At 71.7% G+C, this 11,997-nt stretch carries 11 protein-coding genes; 6 read left to right on the forward strand and 5 right to left on the reverse strand.

Features of this window, described 5'->3' with window-relative positions; translation table 11 throughout:
* Nucleotides 1-220: 220 nt before the first annotated feature.
* Nucleotides 221-994: an SDR family NAD(P)-dependent oxidoreductase gene (locus ACIRF8_RS02330; RefSeq protein ID WP_404209978.1), complete on the reverse strand. Its 774-nt coding sequence runs from the start codon at nt 992-994 to the stop codon at nt 221-223.
* 62 nt (nt 995-1,056) lie between these two features.
* Entirely contained in the window at nt 1,057-1,734 is a 678-nt protein-coding gene (locus ACIRF8_RS02335) for an MOSC domain-containing protein (protein WP_404209980.1), read from the reverse strand.
* A gap of 82 nt (nt 1,735-1,816) precedes the next feature.
* Here ACIRF8_RS02335 and ACIRF8_RS02340 point away from each other — a divergent pair, with 82 nt between their 5' ends.
* Nucleotides 1,817-2,713, forward strand: coding sequence for a LysR family transcriptional regulator (locus ACIRF8_RS02340; RefSeq protein WP_404209982.1), 897 nt, complete (start codon nt 1,817-1,819; stop codon nt 2,711-2,713).
* Between the two features lie 79 nt (nt 2,714-2,792).
* Here the strand turns inward: ACIRF8_RS02340 and ACIRF8_RS02345 are convergent, their stop codons facing one another.
* Nucleotides 2,793-3,134, reverse strand: coding sequence for a WhiB family transcriptional regulator (locus ACIRF8_RS02345; RefSeq protein WP_404209984.1), 342 nt, complete (start codon nt 3,132-3,134; stop codon nt 2,793-2,795).
* Between the two features lie 390 nt (nt 3,135-3,524).
* Here ACIRF8_RS02345 and ACIRF8_RS02350 point away from each other — a divergent pair, with 390 nt between their 5' ends.
* The 4 genes from ACIRF8_RS02350 to ACIRF8_RS02365 all read left to right on the forward strand — a co-directional run bounded on the left by ACIRF8_RS02350 (nt 3,525) and on the right by ACIRF8_RS02365 (nt 7,884).
* The gene (locus tag ACIRF8_RS02350) at nt 3,525-4,136 is read left to right on the forward strand and encodes a response regulator transcription factor (RefSeq protein ID WP_003948568.1); all 612 of its coding nucleotides are present in this window, start codon (nt 3,525-3,527) and stop codon (nt 4,134-4,136) included.
* A gap of 299 nt (nt 4,137-4,435) precedes the next feature.
* Nucleotides 4,436-5,023 carry a sigma-70 family RNA polymerase sigma factor gene (locus ACIRF8_RS02355; protein ID WP_404209986.1) on the forward strand — a complete coding sequence of 196 codons (588 nt, stop codon included), beginning with the start codon at nt 4,436-4,438 and terminating at the stop codon, nt 5,021-5,023.
* Nucleotides 5,024-5,151: 128 nt separating this feature from the next.
* Nucleotides 5,152-6,657, forward strand: coding sequence for an IMP dehydrogenase (gene guaB, locus ACIRF8_RS02360; RefSeq protein ID WP_404209988.1), 1,506 nt, complete (start codon nt 5,152-5,154; stop codon nt 6,655-6,657).
* 102 nt (nt 6,658-6,759) lie between these two features.
* Nucleotides 6,760-7,884, forward strand: a complete 1,125-nt coding sequence (locus tag ACIRF8_RS02365; RefSeq protein ID WP_404209990.1) for a GuaB3 family IMP dehydrogenase-related protein — start codon at nt 6,760-6,762, stop codon at nt 7,882-7,884.
* A gap of 71 nt (nt 7,885-7,955) precedes the next feature.
* Here ACIRF8_RS02365 and ACIRF8_RS02370 read toward each other — a convergent pair whose 3' ends face one another.
* The gene (locus tag ACIRF8_RS02370; RefSeq protein WP_404209992.1) at nt 7,956-8,501 is read right to left on the reverse strand and encodes a hypothetical protein; all 546 of its coding nucleotides are present in this window, start codon (nt 8,499-8,501) and stop codon (nt 7,956-7,958) included.
* A gap of 62 nt (nt 8,502-8,563) precedes the next feature.
* The gene (locus ACIRF8_RS02375) at nt 8,564-9,937 is read right to left on the reverse strand and encodes a nucleotide sugar dehydrogenase (protein WP_404209994.1); all 1,374 of its coding nucleotides are present in this window, start codon (nt 9,935-9,937) and stop codon (nt 8,564-8,566) included.
* A 301-nt stretch (nt 9,938-10,238) separates the two neighbouring features.
* On the opposite strand from ACIRF8_RS02375, the gene ACIRF8_RS02380 reads away from it, so the two are divergent.
* A complete protein-coding gene (locus ACIRF8_RS02380) occupies nt 10,239-11,945 on the forward strand; it encodes a glycerol-3-phosphate dehydrogenase/oxidase (protein ID WP_404209996.1) in 1,707 nt (568 codons plus the stop codon).
* Nucleotides 11,946-11,997 lie beyond the last annotated feature (52 nt).

Genomic DNA, 11,997 nt, shown 5'->3' on the forward strand with positions numbered 1-11,997 from the left:
GGTCAAGGGTGAGGCGGGGGCCGCGTCAGAGGTGGACCAGTGACGGCGCCCGGCCCGGGGGGGGGGGGGGGGGGGGGGGGGGGCGGGCCGGGGGGGGGGGGGGGGGGGGGGGGGGGGGGCGGCCCCCCCCCCCCCCCCCCCCCCCCCCCCCCCCCCCCCCCCCACCCACCCGCACCCGGCAACGCACCCCGAGCCGCCCCGAACCAAGCCGCCCTGAACGCTACTGCGGCCCGTACTTCCGCCCCGTCCGCGACGTGATCCCGCCCAGCAGCGCCCGCGGCGTCACCTTCACCACACCCATGAGCGCCTTGTACCGCGGATCTGGGATCGACAGCGACTTGCCCCGGTTCAGATCGGCCAGCGCCGCGCTCACCAGCTTGTCGGCGTCCAGCCACATCCAGTTCGGGATGTTGTCCGTGCCCATCCCGGCCCGCTCGTGGAACTCCGTACGGACGAAGCCGGGGCAGAGCGCCATCAGCCGCACCCCGGTGCCCGCCAGGTCCTTCGCCACGCCCTGCGTGAACTGCACGACCCACGCCTTCGACGCCCCGTAGGTGCCGCGCGGCACGAACGCCGCCACCGACGCCACGTTGACCACGCCGCCGCGCCCCCGCTCGCGCATCACCTCCGTGGCCGCCGACGTCAGCCGCAGCACCGCCTCGCAGTGCACCTTCAGCATCGTCAGCTCGTCGGCCATGGACACTTCCAGGAACCGGCCCTTGTTGCCGAACCCGGCGTTGTTGACGAGCAGGTCGACCGCGGCCCTGCGGTCCCGCAGCCGCTCCTCGACCGCCGCGATGCCGTCGTCGGTGGCGAGGTCGGCGGTGAGCACCTCCGCCTCGATGCCGTGCCGGTCGTGCAGTTCGGTCGCCTGCTCCCGCAACCGCTTCGTGTCGCGCGCGACGAGCACCAGATTGTGGCCGTCTGCGGCGAGGCGCCGGGCGAAGGCGGCGCCGATGCCCGCGGTGGATCCCGTGATCAGTGCCGTAGTCATGCGCCAAGGTTAGTGACGGACCGGCGATGCTCGTGATCACGGGGACATCCGGACCGCCCCGCTCACGCCGACGGCTCGCCGTACTTCCGCACGTACTCCCGCGCCACCCGCTCGACCTCCGGGTGCAGCACGCCCCCCGCGGCCAGCACGCGCGGCAGCAGGGCGCGCTCCGTCATCAGGGCCCGGAACTCGAAGGCGACGGTCACCTCGTGGTCGGGCCGGTGCACGATCTCGATGGCGTCCCCGGCGCGGATCTCGCCCGGTTCGATCACCCGCAGGTACGCGCCCGGCCGCTGCTCCCGCGTGAACCGCTTGACCCAGGTCTTCTCGCCCAGGTGCCCCTGGAAGGTCTTGCACGGTATGCGGCTCGCGCTCACCTCCAGGAGCAGATCGGGGCCGATCCGCCAGCGCTCGCCGATCTTCGCGCCGTTCACGTCGATGCCCTCGGTGGTGAGGTTCTCGCCGAACACGCCGCTGGGCAGCGTCCGGTCGAGGATCTGCTCCCACGCGTCCAGGTCCTCGCGCGCGAACGCGTACACCGCCTGGTCGTCGCCGCCGTGGTGGCGCGTGTCGCACACGGCGTCCCCGGCGAGACCGCTCGCGCCCGTGCCCTTCGCCCCCGGCGCGGCCACCCGCACCGGACCCTCGACGGGCCGCTTGTCGATGCCGGTGACGCCGTCGGGCTGGTCGGTGTAGTCGACGGCCTCGGGCCGCCCCAGATTCAGGGAGAGAAGCTTCATGGCACCGCACGCTAACCGACCCGTGACCAAAGTCGCCACGCGTTATTCGGCGCGACCCCCAAGCGACGCTTATGATTGACGCATGATCGAGGCCCGTCATCTCCGTGTCCTGCGCGCCGTGGCCGCCACCGGCTCCTTCTCGGCGGCGGCCCGCGAACTGGGCTGTACGCAGCCCGCCGTCAGCCAGCAGATGAAGGCGCTGGAGACATCGGCCGGGACCCCGCTGCTGATCCGCACGGGCCGCGAGATGCGCCTGACGCAGGCCGGTGAGGCCCTCGTCCGGCACGCGGCGGGCATCCTCGCCGGGCTCACCGCGGCCGAGGAGGAGGTCGCCGCGATCGCGGGCCTGCGCGCCGGCCGCGTCCGTCTCGTCTCCTTCCCCAGCGGCAGTTCGACTCTGGTCCCGACGGCGCTGGCCGCCCTGCGCGCCGAGCACCCCGGCACCCGGGTCTCCCTGGTCGAGGCCGAACCGCCGCGCTCGGTGGAGATGCTCCGCGAGGGCGACTGCGACGTGGCCCTAGCCTTCCGGTACGAAGGCGCCCACGCCGCCGAGGAATGGGACGACCTGGTCGTGCGCCCCCTGCTCGCGGACCGCCTCGTGGGCCTGGTCCCCGAGGGGCACCCGCTCGCCGGTGCGGGCTCGGTGACCATCGACGCGCTGGCCGACGACCCGTGGATCGCGGGCTGCCCGCGCTGTCGCCGCCAGCTCGTCGAGGTGTGCCGCGGCGCCGGTTTCGTCCCGCGCATCGACTTCGCCACGGACGACTACCCGGCGGTGGTCGGACTGGTCGGCGCGGGGCTCGGGGTTGCCGTGCTGCCCGAACTGGCCATCGAATCCGTTCGCCCCAAGGGTGCACGCACAGTGACCGTCGAACCTCCGGTGCAGCGCGAGATCGTCGCGCTCACCCTGCCCGATCTGGCGCAGGTCCCGGCGGTCGCCGCGACCCTCGACCACCTGGCGAAGGCCGCCACGCGCTGAACCGGGGCAGGCACACCCCGGCCCACCCGCGCCCGTTCAAGGCGCGGAGGTCGGGCGGAATCCGTGCAGAAACGTTCCTTCAGTGGTCGCCCGCGGCGGCCGGGGAAGCGCTGCCCGACCCGGCCGACGCCGTGACGAGCCGGTTGCGGGCCCGCCCCATCAGCTCTTCCCGCTCGTCCTCGGTCAGACCGCCCCACACGCCGTACGGCTCCCGTACCTGTAGCGCGTGAGCAGCGCACTCCGCGCGCACCGGGCACCTCATGCAGACCTCTTTCGCCGAGTTCTCGCGCGCGCTGCGCGCTGCTCCTCGCTCGCCTTCCGGGTGGAAGAAGAGCGAGCTGTCGACCCCGCGGCAGGCCGCGAGGAGCTGCCAGTCCCACAGATCAGCGTTCGGTCCGGGAAGGCGGGAGAAATCTGCCATTGCGTTGTCCCCTTGTAGCCGTTGTGACGCGGATACGGTGCCCATGACCGTACATCTACTATCTAAGGAGATGAAAATATGACTCTTTGCGAATCTAGCTACAGACACCAGCAAAAGGGAAGAAAAGCCGCTAAATGGGGCATGGCTTGTGATGAAACCTTGAGGGTCCGTGGCGGCGCCTGCCCTGTGTCCGGCCCCTCACGTAGAGTGCCGAACGCGGCCGTCCGACCCGTAACTCTTTCGAGTGACCGTCGTTGAGAGTGCGGTGGCGGTTGAAAGAGCAAGTGCTCGGGCACCTGTCCGAACGCTTGCGAGTGTCGACCGCACAGGTGACGATTCGTACACAGCCTGGAGGCTCAAGGTGACGCGCATCCCCTGCGGAGGACGGTCATGACATCCGTCCTCGTCTGCGACGACTCCCCGCTTGCCCGAGAGGCGCTGCGCCGCGCGGTCGCGACCGTACCCGGCGTCGAGCGCGTGACGACCGCGGCCAACGGCGAGGAGGTCCTGCGCCGCTGGGGCGCCGACCGCTCGGACCTCATTCTGATGGACGTACGCATGCCCGGACTGGGCGGCGTCGAGACGGTCCGGCGGCTGCTCTCCGCCGACCCCGGTGCGCGCATCATCATGCTCACCGTGGCCGAGGACCTGGACGGGGTGGCGCTCGCCGTCGCCGCCGGTGCCCGCGGATACCTGCACAAGGACGCCTCGCGCGCCGAACTGCGGGCCACCGTGACGCAGGCGCTGGCCGACCCGACCTGGCGGCTCGCGCCGCGCAGACTGCGCTCGGCCGAGATGGGCGCGGCGCCCACGCTCACCGCGCGGGAGATCCAGGTGCTCGAAGGCATGAGCCACGGCCGCTCCAACGCCGAGATCGGACGTGAGCTCTTCCTCTCCGAGGACACGGTGAAGACGCACGCGCGGCGACTCTTCAAGAAGCTCGGCGCCTCGGACCGGGCGCACGCCGTGGCGCTCGGCTTCCGCTGGGGCCTGGTCCGCTAGAACTCCGCCGGGGGTACGGCCATCCGGTCGGCCCGTGCGTTCCCGCGGCTTCCGTCGTGGCTGGTCGCGCCGTTCTCCGCGCTCCTGAGGGGGCGCAGTACGGACGGCGCTCCCTCGTTTCGCGAGTGATGCCGCATCCTTGAGGTGTGGAGTTCCTCGGGGACGACGAGTCGGGCGAGCAGGGTCAGCGAGAGGGGAGGGCGCAGGAGATGAGTTCCGGCGCACCTGCTCATAACGCTTCGGTGCACAACAAGGGCCGCGGTGCGACGGACCAGACGTCGGCAAGGCACCATGGACCGATGCGCGACGACGAGGCAGTGACCCCGAGGGGGGTCATCGGTACGCTCGTCGGCCGCGCCGTCGACGGTGACGAGCAGGCCACGCACGATCTGCTCGCGCACGTCCATCCGCTGGCCATCCGTTACTGCCGCACGCGGCTGTCCCGGCTCCCGGGCGACGCCCGGCACTTCGTCGAGGACCTCGCCCAGGAAGTCTGTGTCGCGGTGCTGCTCGCGCTGCCGCGCTACAAGGACACCGGGCGCCCCTTCGAGGCGTTCGTCTTCGCCATCGCCGCGCACAAGGTCGCCGATCTCCAGCGCGCCGCCATGCGCGGCCCCGGCTCGACGGCCGTGCCCTCCGACGAGATGCCGGAGCGCCCGGACGACTCCCTCGGGCCCGAGGAGCGGGCGCTGCTCAGCAGCGACGCCGCCTGGGCCAAGAAACTCCTCGCGAACCTCCCCGACAACCAGCGGGAGTTGCTGCTCCTGCGGATCGCCGTCGGGCTCACCGCCGAGGAGACCGGCCAGATGTTGGGCATGTCACCCGGCGCGGTGCGCGTCGCGCAGCACCGGGCGCTGAGTCGGCTCAGGGCCCTGGCGGAGCAGTAGCAGATCGGGCCGCCCGCGCACGTGTGAACGTACAAAGTAGGCCGATGATCTTGCTCGTGGAATGAGACACCTGTTGTTCCCGTTAGCATGGACATCCGCACCGATCAAGGCCATTTGGGGAAGGTGTCATGACTGCCAACGTCGACGGAGTGCCCGCTAAATTCGCGACACTCGGGCTGACCTACGACGACGTGCTGCTGCTGCCGGGCTCGTCGGACATGGCGCCCGACCAGATCGACACCTCCTCGTACGTCTCGAAGAACGTGCGGGTCAACATCCCGCTGCTGTCCGCCGCGATGGACAAGGTCACCGAGTCCCGCATGGCGATCGCCATGGCGCGGCAGGGTGGTGTCGGTGTGCTGCACCGCAACCTGTCCATCGCCGACCAGGCCAACCAGGTCGACCTCGTGAAGCGCTCCGAGTCCGGCATGGTGACCGACCCGATCACGGTGCACCCGGACGCGACGCTCGGTGAGGCCGACGCGATCTGCGCCAAGTTCCGTATCTCCGGCGTCCCGGTGACCGACCGGGCGGGCAAGCTGCTCGGCATCGTCACCAACCGCGACATGGCCTTCGAGAACGACCGGAGCCGTCAGGTCCGCGAGGTCATGACGCCGATGCCGCTCGTCACCGGCAAGGTCGGCATCAGCGGTGTGGACGCCATGGAGCTGCTGCGCCGCCACAAGATCGAGAAGCTTCCGCTGGTCGACGACGCCGGTGTGCTCAAGGGGCTCATCACCGTCAAGGACTTCGTGAAGGCGGAGAAGTACCCGAACGCCGCCAAGGACGCCGAGGGCCGGCTGCTCGTCGGCGCCGCCGTCGGCGTGGCAGGCGACGCCTTCGAGCGCGCCCAGGCGCTGGTCGAGGCGGGCGTCGACTTCATCGTCGTCGACACCGCGCACGGACACTCGCGGCTCGTCGGCGACATGGTCGCCAAGATCAAGTCCAACGCGAGCGGCGTCGACGTCATCGGCGGCAACATCGCGACCCGTGAGGGCGCCCAGGCGCTCATCGACGCCGGTGTCGACGGCATCAAGGTCGGCGTCGGACCGGGCTCCATCTGTACGACCCGGGTCGTCGCCGGTATCGGTGTCCCGCAGGTCACCGCGATCTACGAGGCGTCGCTCGCCGCCAAGGAGGCCGGGGTCCCGGTCATCGGCGACGGTGGCCTCCAGTACTCCGGTGACATCGCCAAGGCGCTCGTCGCCGGTGCCGACACCGTGATGCTCGGCTCGCTGCTCGCCGGGTGCGAGGAGTCGCCGGGTGAGCTGATGTTCATCAACGGCAAGCAGTACAAGTCGTATCGCGGCATGGGTTCGCTGGGCGCCATGCAGACGCGCGGCGACCGCAAGTCCTTCTCCAAGGACCGCTACTTCCAGGAGGGCGTCGCCTCCGACGAGCAGCTCATCCCCGAGGGCATCGAGGGCCAGGTGCCCTACCGGGGCCCGCTCGCCTCGGTCGTGCACCAGCTCACCGGCGGCCTGCGCCAGTCGATGTTCTACGTCGGCGGGCAGACCGTGCCGCAGCTCCAGCAGAACGGCCGCTTCGTGCGCATCACGTCCGCGGGCCTCAAGGAGAGCCACCCGCACGACATCCAGATGACGGTCGAGGCGCCGAACTACAGCCGCAAGTAGCACCGACGCCGGTGAGGGGCGGCCCCGGATCGCCGGGGCCGCCCCTCACGCGCGTGTCGGGGATACTGGACAGGCAGACCCAGAGGGAAAGGCCCACACAACGTGACTGAGATCGAGATCGGGCGCGGCAAGCGCGGCCGCCGCGCGTACGCCTTCGACGACATCGCCGTCGTACCGAGCCGGCGCACCCGCGACCCGAAGGAGGTCTCGATCGCCTGGCAGATCGACGCCTATCGCTTCGAGCTGCCGTTCCTGGCCGCGCCCATGGACTCCATCGTCTCGCCGCAGACCGCCATCCGCATCGGCGAGCTGGGCGGCCTCGGCGTGCTCAACCTCGAAGGTCTGTGGACCCGGTACGAGGACCCGCAGCCGCTGCTCGACGAGATCCGCGAGCTGGACGCGGAGACCGCCACGCGGCGCCTCCAGGAGATCTACGCCGCTCCCATCCAGGCCGACCTGATCGGGCAGCGCATCAAGGAGGTGCGCGACTCCGGTGTCGTCACCGCCGCCGCGCTCTCCCCGCAGCGCACCGCCGAGTTCTCCAAGGCCGTGGTGGACGCGGGCGTCGACATCTTCGTGATCCGGGGGACCACGGTCTCCGCCGAGCACGTGTCGGGCGCCGCCGAGCCGCTGAACCTGAAGCAGTTCATCTACGAGCTCGACGTGCCGGTGATCGTCGGCGGCTGCGCCACGTACACCGCCGCGCTGCACCTGATGCGGACCGGCGCCGCCGGTGTCCTCGTCGGCTTCGGCGGCGGCGCCGCCCACACCACGCGCAACGTGCTGGGCATCCAGGTGCCGATGGCCACCGCCGTCGCCGACGTGGCCGCGGCCCGCCGCGACTACATGGACGAGTCCGGCGGCCGGTACGTGCACGTCATCGCCGACGGCGGCGTCGGCTGGTCCGGCGACCTGCCCAAGGCCATCGCCTGCGGCGCCGACGCCGTCATGATGGGATCGCCGCTGGCCCGCGCCACGGACGCGCCGGGCCGCGGCCACCACTGGGGCATGGAGGCCGTCCACGAGGACGTGCCGCGCGGCAAGAAGGTCGACCTGGGCACCGTCGGGACCACCGAGGAGGTCCTGACCGGGCCCTCGTCGACGCCGGACGGGTCGATGAACATCTTCGGCGCGCTGAAGCGGGCCATGGCCACGACCGGCTACAGCGAGCTCAAGGAGTTCCAGCGGGTCGAGGTCACGGTGGCCGACTCGCAGCACCGCCGCTGACACCGCGTCGTAGCAGGACATGAGTGGGGCCCCGCCGGATCGGCGGGGCCCCACTCATGTCCCGCGGGTTCTCAGGCCGCCGCGCGCTTGGCGGCGCCGACCGCGGCCACGGCCGCGACCGCGAAGAAGACGAAGGTGAGGAGGTCGGCGTCGGCCTTCCACGCCTCGTTGAGCAGGCCGAAGTGTTCGAGGAACAGCTCGCTCACCGTCACCGGGAGCTGCTTGGCGCCGATGATGGCCTCGCCGAGCAACTGGCCGAAGTAGACGCCGATCAGCGAGAACGCGGCGGCGACCACGGGCACCGCGGGGTTGCGGCCCGCGACCTTGCCCGTGACGAGTCCGACCAGGAAACCGACGCCGACGGCCGCGTAGCCGATCTCGTGCTCGGTTCCGCCGAGTATCCCGCCGTACGCGCCGGCCGCGGCCAGCATCGTCACGAAACCGGCGAGGACCCCGAGGCCCAGGTTGCCGCGCGCCGGCTGCGGCGGCGCCGGCGGGAAGCCCATCGGCTGTCCCGGCTGCTGCTGCGGGAACGGGGCGTACGGCTGGGGCGGCTGTGGCTGCGGCGGCTGCTGCGCGTACGGGTTGGTGTCCTGTGGCGGTGGCGGCTGGGTCATGTGTTTCCCCCCGAAGAGTGAGACCTGGCACGGGTGTGCCCAAAGTCGCCGCACAGTAGCAGTCAGAGCCGATGGGCCGCGCCCGCCGGAGTGGCACCCCTGGTGTCCAGGAGGAGTTGGGCCTTGACGGCGAGACCCTGGAGGTCGTACGTGCGGTGGTGCTGGAGCAGGATCGTCAGATCGGCGTCGGCGGCGGCCTCGTAGAGGGAGTCGGCGCGGGGGACCGGGCGGTCCAGGACGTTCCAGGACGGGACGTACGGGTCGTGGTAACTGACGGCCGCGCCGAGGTGCATCAGACGGGTGGCGATCTCCTGGGCGGGGGCGCCCTGCTGGTCGGCGAGGTCGGGCTTGTAGGTGATGCCGAGGAGCAGGACGCGGGCGCCTCGGGCGGACTTGCCGTGCTCGTTGAGGAGGGCCGCGGCGCGCTGGACGACGTAGCCGGGCATGGTGTCGTTGACCTGGCGGGCCAGCTCCACCATGCGCAGGGGGCGGGTGGGGAAGTGGCGCGAGGTGAGGTCCTGGGGGAGGGCGTGACCGCCGACGCCGGGGCCCGGGCGGAAGGCCTGGAAGCCGAAGGGCTTGGTCTCGGCGCAGCGGATGACGTCCCAGAGGTCGACGTTCAGGTCGTGGCAGAGCACGGCCATCTCGTTGACCAGGGCGATGTTGACGTGGCGGTAGTTGGTCTCCAGGAGGTGCACGGTCTCCGCCTCGCGGGGGCCGCGGGCGCGGACGACCTTGTCGGTGAGGCGGCTGTAGAAGGTTGCCGCCGACTCGGTGCACGCGGGGGTGTAGCCGCCGATGACCTTGGGGATCGCGGCGTAGGGCTGGGTGCGGTTGCCGGGGTCGAGCCGCCCGGGGGCGTGCGCCAGGTGGAAGTCGCGGCCCGCGCGCAGCCCTGAGCCCTCTTCGAGGAGGGGGAGCAGCAGGGTCTCCGTGGTGCCCGGGGGGACCGGCGATTCGATGATCACGGTCGTGTGCGGGCGGAGGTGGGCGGCCAGGGTGGAGGTCGCCTCGATGACGGGGCTCAGGGAGGGGGTGCCGTCGGCGCCCGGCGGGGTGGGGGCGCAGATGACGGCGGTGCGGACCCGGCCCAGTTCGGCGGGGTCCGTGGTGGGGCGGAAGCCGCCGGCGAGCATGCGGCGGACGTCGGCGGCGGTCAGGGCCGCGTCGTCGCCGTCGCCCGGGACGCGGCCCGCGGCGAGGTCCTGGGCGCGGACCGGGTCGTGGCCGACGGTGGCGATCCCCGCGGTGACGGCGGCCTGCGCGAGCGGCAGGCCGAGGTGGCCGAGGCCGAGCACGGCCAGGTCCCGCCGGGAGTTCCCGCGCGGGTGGAGGAGGGGGGTGCGGTGCGTGGTGTCGGCCGGTGCGGCGAGCGGGCGTGCCGGGCGTCGCGACGCCGCGGGGGAGCCCCCGACAGGGCCGAGATCTGCGGGCATGGCGGTGGCCGTCCTTCCCGGGAGGCGGACCCGGCTTCTAGCCGGAGCGGGACGAGTGCGCAAGCCCGGTGGACAGGACGAGCGAGCGCACTGTCACACTAGGAGTAAATATGACCGATATACGGTATTGCGCCGCAATAGGGCACGGAGTGTTGCCCGGGGTGGCCGCCCGGCGGCGTATGGCTGGAATCGGGCAACGGATGAAGAATCGGGACATGCCGCATCCGGTGTCCTGCTTGCGCCCCGTGAGCTCGGGTACATCTGCCGGTGAGGCCGGCGCCGACGACAGCGGGAGGCAGCAGTGAAGGCAGCGACACTGGGACCCGGGCAGCGTGCGGAGGACCTCGCGGCGATGGCCGAGGGCGAGCTGGACATCCTTGTCGTGGGCGCGGGCGTGGTCGGCGCGGGGACCGCCCTCGACGCGGCGACGCGCGGCCTGTCCACCGGCCTCGTCGAGGCGCGCGACTGGGCCTCGGGCACGTCGAGCCGGTCCAGCAAGCTGATCCACGGCGGGCTCCGCTACCTGGAGATGCTGGACTTCACCCTCGTACGGGAGGCGCTCAAGGAGCGGGGGCTGCTGCTCGAACGGCTCGCGCCGCATCTCGTGAAGCCCGTGCCGTTCCTGTACCCCTTGCGGCACAAGGGCTGGGAGCGGCTCTACGCGGGCTCGGGCGTCGCGCTCTACGACGCCATGTCCATGGCCCGCGGGCACGGGCGCGGGCTGCCGATGCACCGGCACCTGTCGCGGCGGCACGCGCTGCGGGTCGCGCCCTGCCTGAAGAAGGACGCGCTGGTCGGCGCCCTGCAGTACTACGACGCCCAGATGGACGACGCCCGCTATGTCGCGACGCTGGTGCGGACCGCAGCGGTGTACGGGGCCAAGGTCGCCAACCGGGCGCGCGTCACCGGGTTCCTCCGCGAGGGGGAGCGGGTCGTCGGGGCGCGCGTGCGGGACGTGGAGGGCGGCGGCGAGTACGAGATCCGGGCGAAGCAGGTCGTCAACGCCACCGGGGTGTGGACCGACGACACGCAGGCCATGGTCGGGGAGCGCGGGCAGTTCCACGTACGCGCCTCCAAGGGGATCCACCTCGTCGTGCCGAAGGACCGGATCAACTCGACGACCGGGCTGATCCTGCGCACCGAGAAGAGCGTCCTGTTCGTCATCCCGTGGGGCCGGCACTGGATCGTGGGCACCACGGACACCGAGTGGGACCTCGACAAGGCGCATCCGGCCGCGTCCAGCGCCGACATCGACTACCTGCTGGAACATGTGAACTCCGTGCTCGGCGTGCCCCTTTCGCGGGACGACGTGCAGGGTGTGTACGCCGGTCTGCGGCCCCTGCTCGCCGGGGAGTCCGACGCCACCAGCAAGTTGTCGCGCGAGCACACCGTGGCGCATCCCGTGCCGGGCCTCGTCGTGGTCGCGGGCGGCAAGTACACGACGTACCGGGTCATGGCGAAGGACGCCGTCGACGAGGCCGTGCACGCCCTGGACCAGCGGGTCGCCGAGTGCGTGACCGAGGACGTGCCCCTGGTGGGCGCCGAGGGCTACCGGGCGCTGTGGAACGCGCGGGCGCGGATCGCCGCGCGGACCGGCCTGCACGTCGTACGGATCGAGCATCTGCTCAACCGGTACGGGGCGTTGGCGCAGGAGGTGCTCGATCTCATCGCCGCCGACTCCGGGCTCAGGGCGCCTCTCGGCGGCGCCGAGGACTACCTGCGGGCCGAGGTCGTCTACGCGGCCTCGCACGAAGGGGCCCGGCACCTCGACGACGTGCTGACCCGGCGGACCCGCATCTCCATCGAGACGTTCGACCGCGGGACACGGTCCGCGCGGGAGGCGGCCGAACTGATGGCGCCGGTGCTGGGCTGGGACAAGGACCAGGTGGAGCGGGAGGTCGCGCACTACGAGAAGCGGGTGGAGGCCGAGCGGGAGTCCCAGTTGCAGCCGGACGACCTCACGGCCGACGCGGCCCGCCTGGGCGCGCCCGACATCGCGCCCCTGTGACGATGTCAGAAAGCGTCCCGATCCGTCCGGTTGAGGCAGCCGTGGAGCGGCC

Origin of the sequence: Streptomyces sp. NPDC102406 (genome assembly GCF_044765725.1) — a bacterium.
GTDB lineage: Bacteria > Actinomycetota > Actinomycetes > Streptomycetales > Streptomycetaceae > Streptomyces.

Bases quoted from the DNA above. Each gene is read 5' to 3' on its own strand.
- ACIRF8_RS02345 (WP_404209984.1), bottom strand. From the start codon at position 3,134: ATGGCAGATTTCTCCCGCCTTCCCGGACCGAACGCTGATCTGTGGGAC.
- ACIRF8_RS02340 (WP_404209982.1), top strand. From the start codon at position 1,817: ATGATCGAGGCCCGTCATCTCCGTGTCCTGCGCGCCGTGGCCGCCACC.
- ACIRF8_RS02330 (WP_404209978.1), bottom strand. From the start codon at position 994: ATGACTACGGCACTGATCACGGGATCCACCGCGGGCATCGGCGCCGCC.
- ACIRF8_RS02350 (WP_003948568.1), top strand. From the start codon at position 3,525: ATGACATCCGTCCTCGTCTGCGACGACTCCCCGCTTGCCCGAGAGGCG.
- guaB (WP_404209988.1), top strand. From the start codon at position 5,152: ATGACTGCCAACGTCGACGGAGTGCCCGCTAAATTCGCGACACTCGGG.
- ACIRF8_RS02335 (WP_404209980.1), bottom strand. From the start codon at position 1,734: ATGAAGCTTCTCTCCCTGAATCTGGGGCGGCCCGAGGCCGTCGACTAC.
- ACIRF8_RS02355 (WP_404209986.1), top strand. From the start codon at position 4,436: ATGCGCGACGACGAGGCAGTGACCCCGAGGGGGGTCATCGGTACGCTC.
- ACIRF8_RS02370 (WP_404209992.1), bottom strand. From the start codon at position 8,501: ATGACCCAGCCGCCACCGCCACAGGACACCAACCCGTACGCGCAGCAG.
- ACIRF8_RS02375 (WP_404209994.1), bottom strand. From the start codon at position 9,937: ATGCCCGCAGATCTCGGCCCTGTCGGGGGCTCCCCCGCGGCGTCGCGA.